The organism is Achromobacter sp. K91 (assembly GCF_003576205.1).
GTDB classification, from domain to species: domain Bacteria; phylum Pseudomonadota; class Gammaproteobacteria; order Burkholderiales; family Burkholderiaceae_B; genus Achromobacter; species Achromobacter aegrifaciens.
The window spans coordinates 84484-105923 of record NZ_QWFB01000062.1 but is presented as its reverse complement, the minus strand read 5'-3'; the positions used below and the strand labels follow the sequence as shown (position 1 = coordinate 105923).

Below are 21440 nucleotides of genomic sequence, written 5' to 3'. Positions count from 1 at the left end.
AGATGTGTATAAGAGACAGCCTATGCTTTGCGCCAGCACGCCATTGCTGTGCGCGCCCATGGTCGTGATCGTGCCCTGGCGGGCTTGCGTGAATGACACGGTGCTGCCGGAGCCGCCGCTGCCGCCCTTGCCGCCCGTCGCCACCGTCACGTTCAGCCCCACGCCCACGCCGACCGCATTGGCCGAACCGCCGCTGCCGCCTCCGCCGCCTATGCTCTGGAGGATCACGCCCGAAGCATTGCCCGCGCGGGTCAGAATCCTGCCTTGCGAGGAAAACTGGATCAGGCCGCCGTTGCCCGCCGCGCCGCCCGTGCCGCCAATGGCGACCGACGCGATCACGCCGGTGCTGTTGGCGTCGCCGCCCACGCCGCCGCCTCCGCCTATGCTCTGCAGCAGCACCGCCGCGCTGTTGTCGCCCGAGGTGTCGATGCCGCCGCTGTTGGCCATGGCGATGCCGCCTCCCGCGCCACCCGTGCCACCATGCCCGCCGCCCACGGCGATGATGCCGTTGCTGGACGAAGCCAGCCCGCCGCCGCCGCCCGCACTGTTGGCAATGACGGCGGCCGCATCGTTGCCGTAGGTGCTGATGACGCCCGCATTGGTGATGGAGATCGCCTGGCCCGCAACCGCGCCCGCGCCGCCGTCCCCACCCCGTCCAAAAGCGCCGCTGGCGCCCCCGGGGCCGCCTTCTCCGCCCAGCACGCTGGCCACGATGCCTTTCGCGCCGACGCTGCCGTTGCTGCCAGCCGTGATCTTCCCCGTATTGACGATCGAGATGGCGCCAGGCGATCCGCCCGCGCCGCCGTCGTGTCCGCCGGACCACGAACCGTTGCCGCCGTTGCCGCCATTGCCCCCCTGGGTCAGCGCATAGACGCCGATCCCCCGGTTGCCGTCGGTCCTGATGGCGCCGCCGTTGGTCACGCTGACCTGGCCGGCATTGCCGCCCGCCGCGGCCTTGGTGTCAACGCCATTGGACGTCGACGCATTGCCGCCGATGGAACGGGCGATCACGCCGTACACGCCGTCGCCGTGGCCGCTGACTGACGTTCCGGCCGAGGACGTGAACATGACCGTCGAGGCATCGCCGCCCCGGCCCGCATCGCTATGCCCGCCGAAATCGCCCGTGTGCTCGGCCGCGCCCGCGGGCCCGCCCGACGAGATCAGACCCACCGCGGCACTGACATCACCCGGCCCCGGTCCGCGCGCCGTCACCGAACTCGTCCCTTGCAGTATCACGGACGCGAGTCCGGCGCTGCCGCCGTGGCCGGACGTGTAAGCGCCGCTGAAGCCGTCGGCGATGGCGCTGTCAGTCCCCGCGCCGCCCCAGGATTGGACCGCGACGCCGAACCCCGTGCCCATTACCGTAGCGTTGTCGAGCGTGATGCGCGCCTGATGCCCGTCGCCGCCGATGCCGTAACCGCCATTGGGTCCGTCCGCATTGCCCCACAGGCCGCCATTGCCGCCCGCGGAATACAAGTCTATTCCGCGGCCAGCAGCGTTGACCGTGCTGGCCGACAAGATGTAGTCGATGATCCGCCCGCCGCCGCCATTGCCCCCCCAGTGATTCTGGTTGGCATCCCTGCCGTTGCCGCCATGGCCGCCGCTGACGTCGATCAGGATGCCGGTCTGGCCGGCCCCATTGGCGCTGATGCGCTGGTTGCGGTCCGTCTGCACGAAGTCGCGCTGGCCCCATTGGCCGTCATGGCCATTGTTGGGATGATTGCCGCTGGAACAACAGGCGCCGTCGGCGCCGCGCAGTTGATAGGACAGCGGCGCGGTCTGGGAGAACGCCGGCCGCCCGAAGACGTAGAGGACGGAGATTCCCGCATGCAAAAGCAATGCCAGCCTGGAAAGCCGCAGGCCGTTGCGGCCGGGCTTTGGAATATCTTGCGGGGAGATCATGGCTGCAGCGGCGGAATTGGGCAAATTGAGAAATTCGCCGTTCACCGCGCGCCGTACAAGTCCAAGATGACGAATCAACCATCCCGGCTGACGAGTCGCCGCTCCCCGCCCTATTTCGAATCCCGCACCGCCGCGACCACCTTGATCTCCACCGCCAGCCCGGGCCGCGCCAGCGCCGCAACGCCCAATATGGTCCAGGCCGGGAAGTCGGACCGTATGTACTTTTCCTTCACCGCGCGGAACCCGGCAAGGTCGGCGCCGACGTCGACGTGATACGAGACCATTTCGACCACGTCGGTAAAATCCAGGCCCAGATGGCCGAGCACCGCGGCGATGCGCTGGAACGCCACGTCGGCTTGCTCCGCGGCCGATTCGGGCACGGAACCGTCTGCGCGCAATCCGATCTGCCCGGCGATGAAAACCAGCCCATTGGCCGTGACCGCAGGCGAGTACTGGAACAGGTCGAAGATCCGGTTGCCGCCAAAGGCGGGATCGTCATCGGGAAGGCGCAGGCGCTCGATCTTGCTCATGGAAGTCCTTGTGCAACGCGGGCGTTGCTCGCTTATCGGGATTTGCAACTCTACTAGGGAACGCCGCGATGTCCACCTCCCCCGCCGACAACGTGATCACGCTGTATCGCGAACATGCCGACGCCTTCGAGAAACTGCGCGGCACGCAGCTGGCCGAACGCGCCTGGCTGGACGCGTTCCTGGATCTGCTGCCCGGCCCCGCTCCCCAGGTGCTGGACATAGGCTGCGGCAACGGCGTCCCCATCGCCCGCCATCTGATCGAACGCGGCTGCAGGCTGACCGGCGTGGATGCCTCGGACGCGATGCTGGCGAGGGCAAGAGCCTCGTTCCCGGGACACAGCTGGATTGAAGCGGACATGCGCAGCCTGCCGCCCTTGCGGCCCTTCCAGGGGCTGATCGCCTGGCACAGCTTCTTTCACCTGCGGCCTGAAGACCAGCGGCCCATGTTCCAGACCTTCGCACGCCTTGCCGCGCCGGGCGCGGCGCTGATGTACACCAGCGGGACGCATCTAGGGGAAGCCATCGGCCGGTTCGAAGGCCAACCGCTCTATCACGGCAGCCTGGACAGCGCGGAGTACCGCGAACTGCTGCGCCAAGCCGGCTTCGAAGTGGTGCGCCACGTGGAAGGCGATACGACCTGCGGCGGCGCCAACATCTGGCTGGCGCGGCGGCATACATAAAACCTTTGAGTTACATCAAGGTTTGACCGGCCGACAACGCCGGCAAACGCCGCCCCTGCGCCATAATCAGAATGCCGCGGCCCCATTGGGGCTGCGCGGGGCCCACCCGGCCTCTTCGGTTTCCCTTACCTCGATCAGGCGGACCCGGCATTCATGCAAAGACTTATCCTCCCGCTCCCCGGCAACGAAGGATTCGCCAAGCGCCTTGCCGCCCTGTGCCAAGGTGAACTCGGCGCCGTCGAGACCCGCCGTTTTCCTGACGGCGAAAGCTACGTACGGCTGCATGGCGACCCGCGCGGACGCGCCGTCGACATCGTCTGCACGCTGGCCCGGCCGGATCCCAGCTTTCTCGGCCTGATCTTCGCGGCCGACACCGCGCGCGACCTGGGCGCCACAGAGGTCAACCTGATCGCGCCCTATCTGGCCTATATGCGCCAGGACAAACGCTTCCAGGACGGAGAAAGCGTGAGTTCGCTGTCGTTCGCGCGCCTGGTGTCGTCGACCTTCGACCGCCTGCTGACGGTCGATCCGCATCTGCACCGGCATCCGTCGCTGGCGGCGCTGTACACCATCCCGACCACCACGCTGCATGCCGCGCCGCGGCTGGCCAGCTGGATCGCCGGCAATGTGCAAGCGCCGCTGATCGTCGGCCCCGACGAGGAAAGCGAGCAATGGGCCGGCTCCATCGCCGCGCGCATTGGCGCGCCACACGTGGTGCTGCGCAAGACCCGTCACGGCGACCGCCAGGTCGACATCGAAGCGCCCGACCTCTCCGCCTGGCGCGACTGCACGCCGGTGCTGGTGGACGACATCGCCTCGTCCGGCCGCACCCTGGTGACGGCCGCCGGCAAGCTGGCGGGCATGCGGCCGCCGCAATGCGTGGTGGTGCATGCGCTCTTCGCCGAGGACGCCTGGTCCCAGGTATCCGCCTGTTTTGAACGCGTCGTTTCCACCGACGCGGTGCCCCATCCCAGCAACCGCATCGAACTCGCGCCCTTGCTGGCCAATGCACTTCTGCGCGACCTGCGCGATTGATCACCCGATTTGAAAGGAACCCGCGATGACGCTACGCGAGCATTGGCTATCTGGCCACGGCCCCATCCAGCACCGCGCTGAAACCGTCGAGCGCATCGATGCGCTGGTGCAACGCCTGGCGGCGAGCGGCCGCATCGCCAGCGCGGACGATGCCTACGCCATGCTGGCCGCGGCCGACCGCCTCAGCTGCGCCGCCATGAACGTGGTGGCGCACATGACCTACGCACGCCGCATCGACCTGAACGGCGCGCCGCTGGCCGCCGAAGACTTCAAGCCCAACCCCGAAGGCCATACGGGCGGTTCGCTGAACATGGCGCCCGCCTTCGTCGCCTACCTGCTGGCCAACGCGTTGAGCGGCAAGACCCGCGGCTGGCTGATGGGCCAGGGCCATTGCGTGGCCGCCATCGAAGCCGTCAACGCCCTGACCGGCGACGTGTCGCCTGCGCAGCGCGGCCGCTATGACCGCAGCGAAGCCGGGCTGGGACGCCTGATCACGGACTTCTATTCCTACGCCATCGACGCCCGGGGTTTGGCAGCCGTGCCGCTGGGCAGCCACGCCGGCCCCAACACGGCGGGCGCCGTGTCGGAAGGCGGCTACCTGGGCTTCGCCGGCCTGCAATACGTGCACATGCCGCTGCCGGGCGAAAGCCTGGTGGCCTTTCTGAGCGACGGCGCGTTCGAAGAACAGCGCGGCTCCGACTGGGCCACGCGCTGGTGGCGCGCCGAGGATTGCGGCCAGGCCGTGCCGGTCATGATCCTCAATGGCCGCCGCATCGAGCAGCGCACGCAGATCGTGCAGGAAGGCGGCGCGCATTGGCTGGCCGAGGACCTGCGCCACAACGGCTTCGATCCGCTCATCGTCGACGGCCGTGATCCGGCGGCCATCGCCTGGGCCATCCTGGCGGCGGAAGACGCGCTGGCCGCAAGCCTCGCGGCGCCAGGCTTCCAGTACCCCGCCCGGCTACCCTACGTCATCGCCGAAACCAAAAAGGGATTCGGCTTTCCCGGCGCCGGCACCAACGCCGCGCACAACCTGCCGCTGGGCGGCAACCCTCATACTGACAGCGCGGCCCGCGAAGCTTTCAACGCCAGCGCGGCCCGGTTGTTCGTCCCGGGGCCGGAACTGGACGCGGCGCTGGCGGCGCTGGCCAATCACGGAGCGCAGCAACGCCCGCTGGAAAGCGGACACCCCATGGCGCACCGGCATCCCGATGCGCCTGCCCTGCCCGAACCCGCCTGGGAAACCGCAGGCGCCCAAGGCAGCGCCATGGCGGCGCTGGACCGCTGGTTCGTCGAACTGGTGCGGGCCAATCCGCGCCTGCGCGTGCGCATCGGCAATCCGGATGAACTGGCCAGCAACAAGATGGGCGGCACGCTGGCCTTGCTGAAGCACCGCGTCGACCATCCGGAGGCCGGCGTGGCCGAAGACCAGCACGGCGCCGTCATCACCGCCCTGAACGAGGAAGCGGTGGCAGCCGCCGCGCTGGCGAACAAGGGCGGCCTGAACCTCATCGTCAGCTACGAGGCCTTCGCGGTGAAGATGCTGGGCCTGCTGCGCCAGGAAATCATCTTCGCGCGCCGCCAGAAGGAACTGGGACAATCCCCGGGCTGGCTGTCAGTGCCGCTGGTGGTCACCTCCCATACGTGGGAGAACGCCAAGAACGAGCAATCGCACCAGGATCCCACCATAGGCGAAGCCCTGCTGGGTGAAATGTCCGATACCTCCCGCGTGCTCTTCCCGGTGGACGGCAACAGCGCCGCGGCGGCGCTGCGCGCGGTCTACGCGCAGCGCGCGCAGGTGGCCTGCATGGTCGTGTCCAAGCGCGAGGGCACGCAGCGCTTCGACGCCCAGGCCGCGCAGACGCTGATCGAACAGGGCGCCGCGCACGTCGCCGGCGACCCGAAGACCAGCGTGCTGCAGTTCGTCGCCATCGGCGCGTACCAGCTCGAAGAGGCGTTGAAAGCCCGCGCCCATCTGGCGCGGCAGGGACGCGAGTGCTGCGTATCCGTGGTGCTGGAACCTGGCCGACTGCGCACACCGCGCGACGAGCTCGAATCCGCTTTTGTCCTGTCCGACGAAGCCGTCCACGCGCTTTTCCCGCCCGGCCTGCCGCGCGTGCTGCTGTGCCATACGCGCCCCGAACCCATGCTGGGCGTGCTGCGCCGGCTGGACGGCGGCCCGGCCCGCACCCGGGCGCTGGGCTACATCAGCCGCGGCGGCACGCTGGACGTGGCCGGCATGCTGTACGCCAACCGCTGCACCTGGGCGCATGCAGTAGATGCGGCCGCTGCCGTCGCGGGCTGGCGCCGCGTAGACGTGCTGGACGCGCCGCGCCTGCAAGCCCTGGACGGCAAGGGCAATCCCGCCGACCTCGCCTGATCATTCTGATGCTGCACAAGGAAACCATGCTCACACTGACCTGCCTGGGTGGAGCCGGCACCGTTACCGGCTCCAAGCACCTCCTGAGCCACGCCGACACGCACCTGCTGATCGACTGCGGCCTGTTCCAGGGCCTGAAGAACCTGCGCGAACTCAATTGGCAGCGACTGCCGCTGTCGCCCGCCGACATCGATGCGGTGGTGCTTACGCACGCGCATCTGGATCATTGCGGCTATCTGCCGCGGCTGGTGGCCGAAGGCTTCAAAGGCAAGATCCACGCCACGCCCGCAACCCGCGACGTCGCCGAGCTGATCCTGCTGGACAGCGCCAATCTGCAGGAAAAGGACGCGGACTTCGCCAACCGCAAGGGCTTTTCCAAACACAAACCCGCGCTGCCGCTCTATCGCGTGGTCGACGCCGAACGCGCGCTGACGCATTTTTCCGATGTAGCGCTGCACCAGGAAACCGCCTTGCCCGGCGGCGCGAAGCTGACCTTGCGCCGCGCCGGCCACATCCTGGGCGCAACGACCGCGCAGATCGATATCGGCGGCATGCGCGTGGTGTTCTCGGGCGACCTGGGCCGCTACAACGATCCGGTGATGCACGATCCCGAGCCCGTGCCACGGGCCGACTACATCGTCATCGAGTCCACCTACGGCAATCGGCGTCACGACCCGGCCGATCCCGTCGAAGCCCTGGGCGCCGTGATCGAACGCACGGTGCAGCGCGGCGGCACGGTCGTCATTCCAGCCTTCGCCGTCGGGCGGGCGCAGACCCTGATCCATGCGCTGTGGAAGCTGCGCCAGGCCGGCCGGCTGCAGAACATCCCGGTCTACCTGGACAGCCCCATGGCTACCAGCGCCACCGAACTGCTGGACCGCCATGCCGGCGAGCACAAGCTCTCCCCACGCGAATACGAGGCCGCCTGCTCGGCCGTGACCTATGTGCGCGACGTCGAAAAATCCAAGGCGCTGTCGGCCAACCGCTATCCCAAGGTCATCATCTCGGCCAGCGGCATGGCCACCGGCGGCCGGGTGCTGCACCATATCGCCGCCTTCGGCAGCGACCATCGCAATACCCTACTTTTCTCCGGCTTCCAGGCCGCCGGCACGCGCGGCCGCAAGCTGCTCAATGGCGCGACTGAAACCAAGATCTACGGCCAGTGGACGCCCATCAATGCCGAGATCGCCGAACTGCCCATGCTGTCGGCGCATGCCGACAGCGACGAACTGATGCGCTGGCTGTCCGGCTTCCAGGAAGCGCCGCGCCGGGTCTTCATCGTCCATGGCGAACCCGAGGCCTCCGAAGCGCTGCGCGAACGCATCGAGCGCGAACTCAGCTGGCATGTCACCGTCCCGCTGCAAGACCAGAGGTACGAGCTGTGAGCAGCGTGCCGGAACTGAAGCCGCCCGCGCTGCGCGCCACGCGCATGCGCCTGCACGCGCAGCATCAGCCGATAGCGCTGATGCGCGCGGACTGCCACGTCTGCCGTTCCGAAGGCCTGGCGTCGCGTTCGCAAGTGCTGATCATCTCGAACGGCCACGAAGTACAGGCCCAGCTCTACCAGATCGACAGCGACCTGCTCGCGCTCGACGAGGTGGCGCTGTCCGAGGAAGCCTGGGACGCGCTGGACATACGCGACGGCGACAGCGTGCAGGTCCGCCACCCGCCGGTGCTGGAGTCCCTGGCCGGCGTGCGCCAGCGCATCTATGGCCGCCGCCTGGGCGAAGAGGATCTTGCCGCCATTGTCCGCGACGTGGTGCGCGGCCGCTACACCGACGTGCACCTGTCGGCCTTTCTCACCGCCACGGCCACGCTGCCGCTGAGCGTCGACGAGACCATCTTCCTGACCAAAGCCATGGTCGAAGTCGGCGACCGCCTGAGCTGGCAGGCGCCGATCGTGGTGGACAAGCATTGCGTGGGAGGCCTGCCCGGCAACCGCACCACCCCGCTGGTGGTCGCCATCGCCGCGGCCAACGGCTTGGTCATGCCCAAGACCTCGTCGCGCGCGATCACTTCGCCGGCGGGCACGGCCGACACCATGGAAATGCTGGCGCCGGTGGACCTGGGCATCGAGCAGCTGCAACGGGTGGTCCAGGCCGAGGGCGGCTGCATCGCCTGGGGCGGCGCCATGCACCTGAGCCCGGCCGACGACATCTTCGTGCGGGTGGAACGCGAACTGGACATCGACACCGAGGGCCAGCTGATCGCCTCGGTGCTATCCAAGAAGATCGCCGCCGGGGCGACGCATGTGGTGATCGACATCCCCGTCGGGCCCACCGCCAAGGTCCGCAGCCGCGAGGCTGCGGAACGCCTTGCCGGCCACCTGATAGAAACCGCCGCGCATTTCGGCCTGACCCTGCGCTGCCTGTATACCGACGGCAGCCAGCCCGTCGGCCGCGGCATCGGCCCCGCGCTGGAAGCCCGCGACGTGCTGGCCGTGCTGCGCAACGACGCCGATCAGCCGCAGGACCTGCGCGAACGCGCCGCTCTGGTTGCGGGCGCCGTGCTCGAAATCGGCGGCGCGGCGCCGCCCGGGCAAGGCATTGCGCTGGCGCTACGGACCCTGGACAGCGGCCAGGCCTGGGAGAAGTTCGCCCGCATCTGCGCCGCCCAGGGCGGCCTGCGCGAACCGCCGCAGGCCGCGCACGTCGAACCTCTGGTCGCGTTGCAAGCCGGCCGCGTGACCCATATCGACAACCGCAAGCTGTCGCGCCTGGCCAAGCTGGCCGGCGCGCCGGAACGGCCTGCAGCCGGCGTGTCGCTGCACGCGCGGTTGGGCGATGAAGTCGCGCGCGGGCAGCCCTGGCTCTATCTCCATGCGCAGACCCGCAGCGAAATGGCCTATGCGCTGGAGTATGCGCGGCACGCCGGGGATATCGTGACCATCGAAGCCTGAAGCGGGCGGCAGCGCCGGCCGCCGTTCGGCCGCCCGCCTAGAATTCCATCGAGGCGGACAGCATGAAGGTGCGCGGCGCGCCCAGCGCCAGGCTCGACAACTGCGGCATGCCCCAATAGGCCTTGTTCGTCAGATTGTTGATGGCGGCTCGCAGCACGATCGGGCGCTCAGCCACCTTGGTGGCGTAGCGCGCGCCTACGTCGTAGGTGGTGCGTCCCGCCACCGATAGCGAATTGTCGGCGCTGATGTACTGTTTGGACACGGCGGTTGCATTGGCCGTCAACGTCAGTCCCTGCACCGCCGGCACATCCCATTCCACGCCCAGCTTGCCCTGGAGCTTGGGAACACCGGTCGCCTGCTTGCCCTCGTTGGCGGCGATGGCGGTCTTCGTGACCTTGGGGTCGATGTACGCCACACCGCCCATCAGGCGCACACCACGCATCGGTTCGCCGAAAAAGCCCCACTCCACGCCCTGGTTGCGCTGTTCGCCGCCGAACGAGAAGACGTTGGTGACGGGGTCCGTATAGCTGCTGGGCCGCTTTATCTCGAACAGGCTCACGGTATGGGTGAAATCCCCCAGATCGACCTTGACGCCGACTTCCGTCTGCTTGGTCTTGTAGGGCGGGAACACCTGTCCCGCGTTGGCGGCGGTGACCGGCGCGGTCTGGCCCTTGCTCAAGCCTTCGATGTAATTGGCGTATACCGAAACGTTGTCGGTCGCCCTGATCAGCAGCGCGGCGGCGGGCGTCGTGGCGCTGGCGTCATAGCGGCTGGTCCGCGCCCCGGTCGTGACGCTGTAGCTGTCGGTGCGCACTTCCTGCCGCCGCGCGCCCAGCGTCAGCTGCACCCGGTCCTCTGCGAAGGACAAGGTATCCGCCAGGCCGTAGCTCACCAGACGCGTCTTGCTGTGCAGGATCGGCGGCCAACTGGTATCGGGGGCCGGCCCCCACACAGGGTGGTAGATGTTGGTGACCCAGTCCGCCCCCGGCACCGTTCTGCGGCCGTAGTCCCGCTGGTTGTCCGAGTAGTACGTGGCATTCAACACCCACTGGTGCTTGATGCCGCCGGTCTGCAATTTGCCGCGCAAACCGGCTTCTCCGGACGTCTTTTTCACGTTCATGTTCAATTGGCCCATCGAGGTGCGATAGTCCCCCGCCTCATTGAACACCTGCGCCACCATGGCGCCGTTGTAGGTGTACTCGGACCGGCTGGTGCCGATGGCGGCGTAAGCCATCAGGTTATCGCTGACATCGAATTCGCCGCGGATCATGGCTGCCTTGTCCTGGTTCTTCACATAGGCCCAGTCCGGATTCAACAGGGTTTCAGGCTTGGGCGGCTTGGGCACGCCTATGCCAGGCGCCAGATTGATCCCTCGGGTCACGCCGTCCACACGCTCATCGCTGTCATACATGTCGATGGAAACGCGCGCGCGTTCCCCGCGCCAATCCAGGCCCAGCGCGGCCAGCTGCGCCTTTTTCTTCTGGTTGTCGACCGGGCCGTCGCCGTCCCTATACACACCATTGAAGCGCAGGCCGAACTGCTGGTTCTCGCCGAAGCGCCGTCCCAGGTCTATGTGCCCGCCGAACTGCGAGTCCGACATGTAGGTCGCCGTCAGGCGCGTCAGGGGATCGGCGCCCGCGCGCTTGGGCACCAGGTTGACGGTACCGCCGACGGAACCGCCTGGCGGCATGCCGTTGAGCAAGGCGGACGGACCTTTCAGGACTTCGATGCGCTCGAACATTTCCGGCGTGGTCCGGTAGTACGGCGCCATGCCGAACAGTCCGCCAAACGAAATATCGGTAGTGCTGGAGCTGAAGCCGCGGATCGAGTAGTTTTCGCTCCAGGCGCCGGTCACGCCGTTGCTGAACACCGAAGGATCGGTCCGGGCGATTACGTCGGTGATGTCCTGCGCCTGCAAGTCCTCGATGTACTTTTCCGTGTAGCTGATGACGGAAAATGGCGTCTCCATCGAATCCTTGTCGCCTAGAAAGCCCACGCGGCCGCCGTAGGTCACCTGTCCGCCGGCATAGGGCGCGGCGGGCGCTTCGGCCTGGCCCGTGACAGTCACTGCCGGCAGTGTTTTCACTCCTGCCTCGGCCGCCTGCTGGGCCCACGCCGGCGATGCCGCGCCGACGCTCAGTCCGAGCAGCGCCGCGGCGAGATAGTTGAGGGAAAAGCCAGAATGCGCGTGCCGCACCCGCGATGGCAGGCGTGCGGCGCGGCCGTTATGGCGACGTTTGCTCATGAAGTGCTCCGTTCGGTTGAGCTTGGGGCCGCCTGCGAAATAAGGCGACTGGGAATCATTTACATATGGACCGGCAATTTCCCCCGATCCCCGGACTGCATCAGTTCTGATAGGCCTTGAGAACGTCGTCGATCATGAGCGCCAGCGACTGTGCGCTGGCAGCCATGACGTACCAGGCTTGCGCATCGGCGAAGACCACGCGGCCGTTCTGCCAGGCGGCGGTCTGGCGCAAGAGCGGATTGCTCAAGCTCTCGGCGTTCAGCGTTGGCCGGCGCTCCATCACGGCAGTGCGATCCACCACGTAGATGATGTCGGGGTTGGCCTGCTGGATGAATTCGCTGGATATCGGCTGGCCATGCAGGCCGGCCTCCGCGTCGGGACTCGCAGGCTTCACGCCCAGGGCCCTGAAGATGAAGCCGTAGCGCGACTGGACGCCGAAGGAACTGAAGGCGCCGTTGTTGTGCAGCACGATGAGCGCTCTTTCGGGGCGGTCCTGGATGAGGCGCTTCGCCTCCTGAACCTTGGCGTCCAGCGCGGCGGCCTTGTCGCGTGCCAGGCTTTCCTTCTCGAAGATCCGTCCCAGCGTGATGAGGTGATCCTTGATGATCTCGATGTGATTGGCTTCGCTGTCGCGGTAGTCCACGTCGAAGTGGATCGTCGGCGCGATCTCGCTCAGCTCCTTGTAGTGGTTCGCCTGCAGCGAGGTGATCAGGATCAGGTCAGGCTTGGCCGCGTGCACCCGTTCCAGATTGGGCTGGACGATCGCGCCCGTGTCCTGCACATCCGCGGCGTTCTTGTACTTCTCCAGAAAGTGAGGCACGAAGTCCTTCGGCATGCCGGCGACCGGAACGCCCAGCTGATCCAGGAAATCCACCTCGTTCATGTCCAGCGCGACCACGCGCTGCGGCAGCTTGCCGATCACCGTGGTTCCCAGCTTGTGCTGCACAGCGACGGGTTGGTATGCCCGTTGCGCCGCGGGGCTGGTGGCGGCCGGCTGCGCCGCCTTGGACGATTCCGCCGCCTCCTGCCCGCAGCCCTGCATCACGGCCGTCGTGGCGGCCAGCAGGGCAAGCGCCCATGCCCTGCGCCCGTGCTTGAGGATCATTTCAGTTCTCCTGATGGATTGAAGTAGTTGCACAGGCGTCCGCGTGCGCCTTGCGTGATCTCGAAGTCCAGCCCATAAAGTTCCCGCAACCGGTCCTCGGTCACGACTTCGGGCACACTGCCGGCGCAATGCACCGCCCCGGCCTTCATTGCAACGATGTGGTCGGAATAGCTGGCCGCAAAGTTGATGTCGTGCACCACCAGGATCACGGTGCGGCCGTGCTCGTCGCACAGGCGGCGCAACGCGCGCATGATCTGGACCGCATGCTTGATGTCGAGGTTGTTGAGCGGTTCATCCAGCAGCATGCAGTCCGTCTGCTGGGCGACCGTCATGGCCAGGAACGCCATCTGGCGCTGCCCGCCGCTGAGTTCGTCGAGATAGGCCGTGCGTAGCGGTTCCAGCGAGAGGAACGCAATCGCCTCGTCGATCACGCGGCGGTCTTCCTGCGTCAACGCGCCGCGGCTATATGGGAACCGCCCGAAGGCGACGAGATCCTCCACCGTCAGGCGCAGATTGAAATCGGGCGATTGACGCAACGTGGCCACGCGCTTGGCGTAATCGCCGATACGGATACCCGATGCCCTGGCGCCCTCGATCAGGATCTCGCCCTCGCTCGGTTCCAGCAGCCGCCCTGCCATCATCAGCAAGGTGGTCTTGCCCGCGCCGTTGGGGCCGATGAGCGAGGTCATCCGCCCGGCGGGGAACTGCAAGCAGACATCGCGCAGCACCGTCTTCGGGCCATAGCTCTTCGAGAGATTCTTGATCGTGATCATGCGGTGCCTCGCGAGCGCGCCATCAGCGCCAGGAACCAGGCGCCGCAAACCAGGTTGACCAGGATGCCGACGCTGGTCCGGTAGTTGAAGAGATGTTCGACCGCAAGCTGCGCCAGGATGAAAATGCCGACCGCGATAGCGCAACCGGCCGACAGCGTGGCGCGGTGCCGGCGCGTGCGCGTCAGGGCATAGGCGGTGTTGGCGACGAAGATGCCCATGAAGGCGGTGGGTCCCAGCAGACTGGTCGACACCGCGACCAGCACCGCAATCAGCGCCAGATGCAGCCGCAAGACGCGCTGATAATCCACGCCCAGGGAGATGGCCTGATCGCGTCCCAGCGAGATCACGTCCAGCGCCGGCAACGTCTTGACTCCAGCCAGGCACACGCCCGCGACGACGATCGCGGAAACCAGCAACTGGCCCGGCTCCGCCTTGTTGAAGGAAGCCTGGGTGAAGCCGAGCAGAATGGAGAATTCGCCAGGACTGGTCTTCAATTGCACGAACTGCGTGAAGGTGCCGATCACCATCGTCAGCACCAGCCCCACCAGCAGCAGGAAGTACACGTTCTGCCTGCCATCGCGGAACAGCCAGCGGTGGATGATCCACGAATAGCCCAGCATCAGCAGCACGGACAGGAAGAAGTTGCCGTTTGCGCCCAGCAGGACCAGGCTCTGCGCCCCCATGGCCAGGACCATCAGGGATTGCAGCAACAGGTAGACGGCTTCGTAGCCCATGATGGCCGGCGTCAGGATCCGGTTGCCGGTGATGGTCTGGAACACGATGGAAGACCATGCGATGCAGATCCCGCCGATGAGCATGGCCGCAAGCCGGGCAAGCCGCTTGGGAATGATGTAGTCGAAGTCCAGGTTGGAACGGAACAGCAGGAAAGCCAGGGCCAATGCGATGACCGTCACCCATGCCGCCTGCCGGGGAACCGCGCGCATCACCGGTGCCTCCAGAAGATCAGCATAAGGAACAGGATGCCGCCCACGCCGCCCGCGGTCAGGCCGATAGGCACTTCGAACGGATAGATCAGAAGGCGGCCCAGGATGTCGCAGGCCAGCAGCAGCGTCGCGCCTCCCAGCGCGACGACGGGCAAGGTGCGACCCAGGTTGTCGCCGTAGCGCAGCGCGACCAGATTGGGGATGACCAGCCCCACAAAGGGAATAGCCCCAACGGTAATGACCGTGGCGGACACGGTGACGGCCACCAGGATCAGCCCCAGCGCCACGGTGGCCCGATAGTTCAGGCCCAGGCTCGCCGCCATGCCTTCGCCCATGCCCAGGACGGTGAAGCGGTGCGCGTACAGATAGATCAACACGACGATCGGCAGGATCAGGTAGATGATCTCGTAGTTGCCCTGCACGATCTTGGAAAAGTCGCCCAACATCCAGCCCTGCATGCTCTGCATGATGTTGTTGCGATACGCGTAGAACTCCGCCAGGGCGCTCAGCACGCCGCCATACATCAGGCCGATCACGGGCACGAGCACTGTATTCTTGAATTTGATGCGGCGGACGACTGCGACGAAGAGCAGGCTGGCCGCGAAGCAGAAGCCCAGCGCGAACAGCATCCGCGCCGCCGGCCCGGCGGCAGGCATCGACAGCATCGACACCAGGATGCCCAGCTTGGCGGCATCCAGTCCGCCCGACGTGGCGGGCTCGACGAACTTGTTGCGCACGATGTGCTGCAGGATCACGCCGCAGACGGCCAGCCCGATGCCCGTCAGCACCAGCGCCGCCAGGCGCGGCAGCCGGCTTGCGGTCAAGGTGAGCCAGGCATCGCCCGACAGCGAGTACAGCTGCGGCCAGGCGATCTGGCGCGCGCCCACCAGCAGCGACGCGCCGCAAAGCACGATGAACAGGCCGACCAGGCTGGCACGCATCAGGCGTGCGCCCCTGCAATGCGCCAGCCGCGGGCAGCCTTGCGCTGATCCAGGAACTGCGCGTACCGCCCCTGGCTCTCACGCAAAGCTGCGGGCGTGCCTTGCTCGGCGATACGTCCGTCCTCGATCACCACGATCTGGTCGGCCATCGCCACGGTGGAAAGCTGGTGCGCGATCACCACCAGCGTGCGCTTCCCGCGCAGCCGCGCCAGCGTCCCGGTGATGATGGCCTGGTTCTCCGCGTCCAGCGCCGCGGTCGCCTCGTCCACCAGCATGATGGGCGCAGGGTTGAGCAGCGCGCGGGCGACGGCGATGCGTTGGCGTTCGCCGCCGGACAGCCGCGCGCCGCCCTCGCCTACCGGTGTGTCCAGCCCTTGCGGCAGGCGCGCGGCGATGCCGTCCACGCCGGCCTGTTTGGCGACATCCATCAACTCGGCATCGCTGCAGCCCGGCCTGCCGGCGCGGATGTTTTCGGCGATGGATCCCGTGAACAGATAGTTGTCCTGGAAGACCTGGCTGATCTGGCCGGCCAGCCTCAAGCTGGAAATCTGCCGCACGTCCACGCCACCGACCAGCACGCCGCCCTGGTTCACGTCGAAGAAACGCGCAATCAGCCGCGCCAGCGTGGTCTTGCCGGAGCCGGACGCGCCAACCAGGGCAACCATGCTGCCCGGTTCGATACGCAGATTCACACCTTGCAGCACCTCGGGCGCGTGATCCGCGTAGCGGAAATGCACATTGCGCAATTCGATCGAAGCATCGCGCGGTTCCTGCGGCGCATCGGACTCCGGCAGCGGCGGGACGGCATACAGCGCTTCGATGGCGTCGAGTTGCCCGCGCGCACCGCGCAGCACCTCCCCATAGCCGACCACCTCCAGCAACGCATCGATATAGCGGACCGCAAGCATCAGCGCGACGATCGCGGCCACGATCTGTCCGGTTGCCAGCGGGTTGCCCAGGATGCCGTCGAGCCACCAGGCTGAGGCGGCCAGCAGGACGGCAAAGACGGCCTGCACGGCCCAGACGTTGAGAACGGCCGCCCCGGCCGACAGCCAGATCACCCGCGCCCCGGACGCGCGCTGTTGTTCCACTGCCTGTTCGAGCAGTCGCGTGCCTCCGCCAGCTCCGTTGAACGCGCGCAGCACCGACTGGGCCTGCGCGAATTCGACCATGCGCTGGCTGGCATCGGCAAAGCGCTGCTGGAAAGCCTCATCCGCGCGCCGCGCCAGTCTTGCCGTGAGCGCCAGCAAGCCTGCCAGCAACGGCAGCGCCGCCAATGCGATCAGGCCCAACAGCCAGTGCTGCGCAAACAGTGCGACGACGAGCACCGCTGGCGTCACCACGCCGGCGATGACGGGCGTGAAGACATGCGCGGGGAGCTGGGCCACAGACATCATGCCTTGCGTGACGACGTGCCCGAGACGGGCCGTATTCTGCGGCGTGAACCAACCCACGGGCAGGCTGGCCACATGGTCGCCGAGGCGATGGCGGGCGTCTTGCAGGATGGCGACGCCCACGCGCACGCCGGCCCGCTCCACATGGCGCCGCAGGCCCCAGCAGACCGCTACCCCGGCCAGCAGCGCGGCCAGCCACGGGGCGGCAGCCTTCACGTCCGCTTCAAGCAGATGCGTGAGCAGCGGCGCCAGCGCGGTAATGGTCAGCCCGCAAAGCACTCCGTAGGCCACGGCCATCCAGCCGTAGCGGCGCAGGACAGGCGCGTCCTGGCCCAGCAACAGCATGAAGGTCTTCAGCATGCGGCCACCTCTTTGTCATCGGAGCTTTCGTAGCCGCCCTGCGCCCACAGCCGGGCATAACTGCCGCCTTGCGCCAGCAACTGCTCATGCCGGCCTTGTTCGACGACGGCGCCGTCCTCGACGACCAGAATGCGGTCGGCGTGCATCACCGTATCCAGCCGGTGCGCGATCACCATCACCGTGCGCCCCCGGGCGAAGCGCGACAACGCGCCCTGGACCGCCGCCTCGTTGCCGGCGTCGGCCGCCGCCGTGGCCTCGTCCAGCACCAGCACGGGAGGATCCAGCAGCACGGCGCGCGCAATGCTGGCGCGCTGGAGTTCGCCGCCGGAAAGCTGCGCGTCCTCGCCGATCACCGAATCGTAGCCGCGCGGCAGCGCCAGGATGCGCTCATGGATATTGGCGGTGCGGGCGGCGTCCTCGATCTCTTGCAGGGTCGCGGAGGGCCGGCCCAGCGCGATGTTGTCGCGCACGCTGGCATGGATCAGGCGCACTTCCTGCAATACGAAGCCCACGCGCCGGTAGAGCTGCGCGCTCGCGATCCGCCTGAGATCGGCGCCGCCCAGCGTGATGCGCCCTTCGTCGGGGTCGAAGAATCGCAGCAGCAGCCGCGCCAGCGTGGACTTGCCCGCGCCCGAGGGCCCGACGATGGCGGTGACCGTGCCGGGTTCCAGCGTGAAGCTGATGCCCGACAGCGTCCGGCGCTCCCCGCCATAGGAATAGCCCACGCTCTCGAACCGGACTTCATGGCCCTCGGGGGTTTGTTCCTGGCCGGGCGCCAGCGGTTCCAGCACCGGCGTCTCCAGCAGCGCCTGCACGCGCTGCGCGGCGCCCGCGGCGCTGCCCAGATCGTGCAGCAGCGTATGCAGCAACAGCACCGGCGCGCATATTCCCGGCGCCACCAGCGCGAACGGCAGCACATCCACCGGCGCCATCCAGTCCAGCCCGACGAACAAGGCGCCAAAACCCAGCACCACGCCCAGCACCGTGACCGGCGCGATCATTGCATGGGCATGCGCCATCGCCGCCACCAGCGGACGGGTAAAACTGGCAAACGCCTCGGCGAAGGCGTCGACGGCCTCGCGATAGCCGCGATGCGCCTTGCCTGCATCGCCGAATGCCTTGACCACGGGGATGCCGCCGACGAACTCGACCGTTGCGCCATTGAGGCGCCCAAGCCGCTCGACGAATTCCTGCATGTTCGCCCCGCCGGCCTTCATGGCCCGGCGCAGGAACAGGAAGAAGCCGGGGAACGGCAGCAACGCCGCCAACGCCATGCGCCAGTCCTGCGCGAACAGGTAGATGACCGAAATCGCAATAGCGCCCGCGGCGCGTCCCACCGCCGTGTAGAAATGCGCGGCCAGGCTGTGCAGCGTGCCGATGTCGTCCTGCATCGCCTGCTTGACCTCGCCCGACGCCCTGCCGGTGAACCAGCCCAGCGGCACCTGCGACAGCCGCTGCGCGGCGGCCAGGCGCAGTCGATGCGTAAGGCGGTTATCGGCCAGATGAGCCGTCAATTCGCCGGCCGAGATCAGCGCCATGCCGGCGAACATGCACGCCAGGCTGGCGACGACAGTCCACCAGATTCCTGGCCAGGCTTGAGCGGTTGCGGAAGGCTCGGCGCCAGCGAGGACGATACGGGCAATGTGCGCGATCCCCGCCAGCGGCACCAGGGTAAGCATGGTGCCCACCGCGGCCAGCGCTGCGGCGGCCATCAATTGCCCGCGTACGGGGGCCAGCACCAAGCCTAGCGGACCGGGTTTCCCAGGCTTGGCCGCGGCTGCTCCTGAACTGCTCATGAAATCGACTTACCCAGATGTTGGTGATAATTATTTGCATCACTATAAACTAAATTCTCGAATTAGTTTCATTGCAATAAACTAAATAAATCGGGCCGGGTTAAAGTGAAGGCTGAATGACGCCAAGGAACCAGGAACAGCCATGACACCGCCAGAGCGCCGACCAGCGCGGGGACGCCCTCCCACCATCACCCGGGAGCGGATTGCCGACGCCGGCATAGCGATGGGCCTGCCGAACATCACCTTCGTCGGGCTCGCGGCGGCACTGGGCGTCAGCCATATGGCGCTGTACAAGCACGTGCCCAGCCTGGAGGAACTCAAGCGCCTGGTCGCCGAGGAGATCTTCAAGCGCTGGCAGATACCGCAAGCCTGTAGCAACGACCGCGGCGAACTGAAGGAATACCTGACCACTTTTGCCGCGTCCGTGCGCGAGTTCGTCAAGGCGCACCCAGGCGTCACGCCCTACGTGATCCGCAGGCTGGCTGCAACGCCTTCCATGCTCGCCAAGATCGACGAACAACAGCGGCACATCGCCAAGGCCTACGGAATTTCCAGGGAACAGTCCCGCATCCTGCTGGCGACGGTGGCCTTCCACGGCATGGCGGTGGCCGACACGGTGTATTCGGTCGCCGGCCTGGAGCCGGTCGTGGAGGCGGAACGCGCGGCGGAAGAATCCGAGATGGAAGTGGAACTGGACCAAGGCATGCAGGCGCTGATCATCGGCCTGCTCGCCATGCTGGATAACGGCCCCCCGCGGTCCGACGCCGCCGCGCCCAAGAAGCGCGTCCCCGGACAGGAAAGAAAGCCGTCCAAAGGCTGAGGGCCGGCCGCGCGGCCCATTGCCGGAATGGCAATCCCGCTACGCAATCGGCCATTTCGGCAGCCTGGCCTTGCGGTACGGCAAGCTGCTCCAGTCCGGGCTGGCGGAACCGGGCGCGGCCACGTACAACACCGCCTTGGCCAAGGGCGCGTACTTGGCGTGGAAGTGGTGCGCGGACTTCACCACGATCAGGCGCTGCGCCGTCAGGTCGCAGCCCAGCTGGGTAAAGAGGTCCGTGTGATAGGCCTGTGTACGCAGCGAGACCAGGACGACCAGGATGCCGTCCACGTCGACCAGCGCGCAGTCGCCCAAGGCGATGCGGGTGTTGGAGTTACCCGTCATGTACATGTCCGCATGCGTCGCCACGACCCGGCAGCGCGCGTCCACGGGGCTGCCGGACAACGGACCGACCTTGCCGCCGATACGCAGGTCCAGCTCCGCGCCGAGGCCAGCGTCGAACGCAATGCGCGCCGCAACCGGATCCCACAAGGGACCGATGGCGGCATTGCGTATGCCGCGCTCGCGCATCCTGGCCAGCAGATAAGTGGAGTCTCCGGCTGCGCCGCTGCCGGGATTGTCCGAACGGTCGGCCAATACGATCGGCCCGTCGCCATGGGCCAGCGCTTCATCCAGCGCCTGGTCCACGCTGCGGTAGGGCACCATGAGCTGTTCGCGCATGCCGATGAGTTCATCGGCCAGGCGGCGCGCCAGCGCTTGCGCGGCGCTAGCGTCGCCATCGGCGTAGACCAGCACCTTGGTGCCCATTTCCGGCACGTCGCCGGTGGCGAAGCCCTGCGCCGCCGAGATCGACAGGATGCCGTCGCGGCCTTCCAGCGCCTTGATACGGCTGACGAAGCCCTGCGCCGGTTCGCGCGTGGTGTGCATGGGCACGATCATGTCGCAGTCGATCAACGCCGCGACGGGTCGCGTGCGCCCGGCCTGCGCGTCCAGGCACAATGCCAGCAGGTCCTCGGCGCGCTCCAGTACATCGGTGTGGGGATATTCCTTGAACAAGACCAGCACCGTGGCCTGCTCCACCATCAGCGGCGTGAGATGCGCGTGCGGATCCAGCTCCGCGCCCACCACCACGTCGGGGCCGACGATCTCGCGCACGCGGCGCAGGATGTCGCCCTCGCAGTCGTCGTAGCCGTCGGCCACCATGGCGCCATGCAGACCCAGCAACACCATGTCCACCGGCAGCGCCGCGCGCAGGTCGGCCAGCAACTCGTCTCGCAAGGTTTCGTAGGCCGCGCGCGTGGTGGTGCCGCCCGGCTGGGCCGAAGCCACCAGCCCTTCGACCAGCGTCCAGCCTCCTGCGCTTGCGCCTTGGCGCGCAACCCATAGCGGTCCGGCGTAGAACGTCATATGGTCGGGATGCGTGCCGCCGGGAAGATACTCGCGCGACTTGAACGCTGCGAGGCCGGTAGGCAAAGGCGAGAACGTATTGGTTTCGGTGGCGAGGGCGCCGGTGAATATGCGCATGGGGCGACTCCAGGGCGCGGCGCGCCGCTAGCGGTTGAAAGGCGACGGCCTTGCGGCTTGCCCGCCGGCCAGGAACAGCTCCAGATTCTGAGCGCCGCCAGACCCGCCCACAAATTCCAAATCATGAACTGTCCATAACCTTTCATATGCGCGC

15 protein-coding genes and 1 pseudogene are annotated in these 21440 nt (G+C 67.2%); 6 read left to right on the top strand and 10 right to left on the bottom strand.

Going from position 1 to position 21440, the window contains the following annotated elements; translation table 11 throughout:
- Both DXK93_RS28900 and DXK93_RS28895 read right to left on the bottom strand, forming a co-directional pair.
- Nucleotides 1-1902 (bottom strand): annotated as a pseudogene (locus DXK93_RS28900) (autotransporter outer membrane beta-barrel domain-containing protein); the annotation flags it as partial.
- Between the two features lie 110 nt (nucleotides 1903-2012).
- On the bottom strand, nucleotides 2013-2432 hold the full coding sequence (locus DXK93_RS28895; RefSeq protein ID WP_119451910.1) for a RidA family protein: 420 nt from the start codon (nucleotides 2430-2432) through the stop codon (nucleotides 2013-2015).
- A 68-nt stretch (nucleotides 2433-2500) separates the two neighbouring features.
- Here DXK93_RS28895 and DXK93_RS28890 point away from each other — a divergent pair, with 68 nt between their 5' ends.
- The 5 genes from DXK93_RS28890 (at nucleotide 2501) to DXK93_RS28870 (ending at nucleotide 9426) form a co-directional block, all read left to right on the top strand.
- Nucleotides 2501-3112 (top strand): class I SAM-dependent methyltransferase, encoded by a 612-nt coding sequence (locus DXK93_RS28890; RefSeq protein ID WP_119451909.1) that lies wholly within the window; start codon nucleotides 2501-2503, stop codon nucleotides 3110-3112.
- Nucleotides 3113-3265: 153 nt separating this feature from the next.
- Nucleotides 3266-4147, top strand: a complete 882-nt coding sequence (locus tag DXK93_RS28885) for a ribose-phosphate pyrophosphokinase (RefSeq protein WP_054451796.1) — start codon at nucleotides 3266-3268, stop codon at nucleotides 4145-4147.
- 25 nt (nucleotides 4148-4172) lie between these two features.
- The gene (locus tag DXK93_RS28880; protein ID WP_119451908.1) at nucleotides 4173-6527 is read left to right on the top strand and encodes a xylulose 5-phosphate 3-epimerase; all 2355 of its coding nucleotides are present in this window, start codon (nucleotides 4173-4175) and stop codon (nucleotides 6525-6527) included.
- Nucleotides 6528-6553: 26 nt separating this feature from the next.
- Nucleotides 6554-7912, top strand: coding sequence for an MBL fold metallo-hydrolase RNA specificity domain-containing protein (locus DXK93_RS28875; RefSeq protein WP_119451919.1), 1359 nt, complete (start codon nucleotides 6554-6556; stop codon nucleotides 7910-7912).
- The gene (locus tag DXK93_RS28870) at nucleotides 7909-9426 is read left to right on the top strand and encodes a thymidine phosphorylase family protein (RefSeq protein ID WP_233564629.1); all 1518 of its coding nucleotides are present in this window, start codon (nucleotides 7909-7911) and stop codon (nucleotides 9424-9426) included. The genes DXK93_RS28875 and DXK93_RS28870 overlap by 4 nt, the downstream gene beginning before the upstream one ends.
- A 37-nt stretch (nucleotides 9427-9463) precedes the next feature.
- Here DXK93_RS28870 and DXK93_RS28865 read toward each other — a convergent pair whose 3' ends face one another.
- The 7 genes from DXK93_RS28865 to DXK93_RS28835 all read right to left on the bottom strand — a co-directional run bounded on the left by DXK93_RS28865 (nucleotide 9464) and on the right by DXK93_RS28835 (nucleotide 18984).
- Nucleotides 9464-11671 (bottom strand): TonB-dependent siderophore receptor, encoded by a 2208-nt coding sequence (locus tag DXK93_RS28865; protein ID WP_199728349.1) that lies wholly within the window; start codon nucleotides 11669-11671, stop codon nucleotides 9464-9466.
- A 100-nt stretch (nucleotides 11672-11771) separates the two neighbouring features.
- Nucleotides 11772-12776 carry a siderophore ABC transporter substrate-binding protein gene (locus DXK93_RS28860; protein ID WP_119451907.1) on the bottom strand — a complete coding sequence of 335 codons (1005 nt, stop codon included), beginning with the start codon at nucleotides 12774-12776 and terminating at the stop codon, nucleotides 11772-11774.
- Nucleotides 12773-13549: an ABC transporter ATP-binding protein gene (locus DXK93_RS28855; RefSeq protein ID WP_119451906.1), complete on the bottom strand. Its 777-nt coding sequence runs from the start codon at nucleotides 13547-13549 to the stop codon at nucleotides 12773-12775. Before DXK93_RS28855 ends, DXK93_RS28860 begins: the two co-directional genes overlap by 4 nt.
- A complete protein-coding gene (locus DXK93_RS28850) occupies nucleotides 13546-14493 on the bottom strand; it encodes an iron chelate uptake ABC transporter family permease subunit (protein ID WP_119451905.1) in 948 nt (315 codons plus the stop codon). Before DXK93_RS28850 ends, DXK93_RS28855 begins: the two co-directional genes overlap by 4 nt.
- On the bottom strand, nucleotides 14493-15434 hold the full coding sequence (locus DXK93_RS28845; protein ID WP_119451904.1) for an ABC transporter permease: 942 nt from the start codon (nucleotides 15432-15434) through the stop codon (nucleotides 14493-14495). Before DXK93_RS28845 ends, DXK93_RS28850 begins: the two co-directional genes overlap by 1 nt.
- On the bottom strand, nucleotides 15434-17188 hold the full coding sequence (locus DXK93_RS28840) for an ABC transporter ATP-binding protein (protein ID WP_119451903.1): 1755 nt from the start codon (nucleotides 17186-17188) through the stop codon (nucleotides 15434-15436). The genes DXK93_RS28845 and DXK93_RS28840 overlap by 1 nt, the downstream gene beginning before the upstream one ends.
- The gene (locus DXK93_RS28835) at nucleotides 17182-18984 is read right to left on the bottom strand and encodes an ABC transporter ATP-binding protein (RefSeq protein ID WP_119451902.1); all 1803 of its coding nucleotides are present in this window, start codon (nucleotides 18982-18984) and stop codon (nucleotides 17182-17184) included. Before DXK93_RS28835 ends, DXK93_RS28840 begins: the two co-directional genes overlap by 7 nt.
- A 142-nt stretch (nucleotides 18985-19126) precedes the next feature.
- Between DXK93_RS28835 and DXK93_RS28830 the strand changes: the two genes are divergently transcribed.
- The gene (locus tag DXK93_RS28830) at nucleotides 19127-19804 is read left to right on the top strand and encodes a TetR/AcrR family transcriptional regulator (RefSeq protein WP_119451901.1); all 678 of its coding nucleotides are present in this window, start codon (nucleotides 19127-19129) and stop codon (nucleotides 19802-19804) included.
- A 39-nt stretch (nucleotides 19805-19843) separates the two neighbouring features.
- Here the strand turns inward: DXK93_RS28830 and DXK93_RS28825 are convergent, their stop codons facing one another.
- Nucleotides 19844-21286 (bottom strand): M81 family metallopeptidase, encoded by a 1443-nt coding sequence (locus DXK93_RS28825; RefSeq protein ID WP_119451900.1) that lies wholly within the window; start codon nucleotides 21284-21286, stop codon nucleotides 19844-19846.
- Between the last annotated feature and the right edge of the window lie 154 nt (nucleotides 21287-21440).

What these genes read in the sequence shown, in the direction of transcription:
- DXK93_RS28890 (WP_119451909.1), top strand. Translation starts at nt 2,501, where the DNA reads ATGTCCACCTCCCCCGCCGACAACGTGATCACGCTGTATCGCGAACAT.
- DXK93_RS28880 (WP_119451908.1), top strand. Translation starts at nt 4,173, where the DNA reads ATGACGCTACGCGAGCATTGGCTATCTGGCCACGGCCCCATCCAGCAC.
- DXK93_RS28875 (WP_119451919.1), top strand. Translation starts at nt 6,554, where the DNA reads ATGCTCACACTGACCTGCCTGGGTGGAGCCGGCACCGTTACCGGCTCC.
- DXK93_RS28885 (WP_054451796.1), top strand. Translation starts at nt 3,266, where the DNA reads ATGCAAAGACTTATCCTCCCGCTCCCCGGCAACGAAGGATTCGCCAAG.
- DXK93_RS28860 (WP_119451907.1), bottom strand. Translation starts at nt 12,776, where the DNA reads ATGATCCTCAAGCACGGGCGCAGGGCATGGGCGCTTGCCCTGCTGGCC.
- DXK93_RS28840 (WP_119451903.1), bottom strand. Translation starts at nt 17,188, where the DNA reads ATGCTGAAGACCTTCATGCTGTTGCTGGGCCAGGACGCGCCTGTCCTG.
- DXK93_RS28855 (WP_119451906.1), bottom strand. Translation starts at nt 13,549, where the DNA reads ATGATCACGATCAAGAATCTCTCGAAGAGCTATGGCCCGAAGACGGTG.
- DXK93_RS28825 (WP_119451900.1), bottom strand. Translation starts at nt 21,286, where the DNA reads ATGCGCATATTCACCGGCGCCCTCGCCACCGAAACCAATACGTTCTCG.
- DXK93_RS28835 (WP_119451902.1), bottom strand. Translation starts at nt 18,984, where the DNA reads ATGAGCAGTTCAGGAGCAGCCGCGGCCAAGCCTGGGAAACCCGGTCCG.
- DXK93_RS28850 (WP_119451905.1), bottom strand. Translation starts at nt 14,493, where the DNA reads ATGCGCGCGGTTCCCCGGCAGGCGGCATGGGTGACGGTCATCGCATTG.
- DXK93_RS28865 (WP_199728349.1), bottom strand. Translation starts at nt 11,671, where the DNA reads ATGAGCAAACGTCGCCATAACGGCCGCGCCGCACGCCTGCCATCGCGG.
- DXK93_RS28830 (WP_119451901.1), top strand. Translation starts at nt 19,127, where the DNA reads ATGACACCGCCAGAGCGCCGACCAGCGCGGGGACGCCCTCCCACCATC.
- DXK93_RS28895 (WP_119451910.1), bottom strand. Translation starts at nt 2,432, where the DNA reads ATGAGCAAGATCGAGCGCCTGCGCCTTCCCGATGACGATCCCGCCTTT.
- DXK93_RS28845 (WP_119451904.1), bottom strand. Translation starts at nt 15,434, where the DNA reads ATGCGTGCCAGCCTGGTCGGCCTGTTCATCGTGCTTTGCGGCGCGTCG.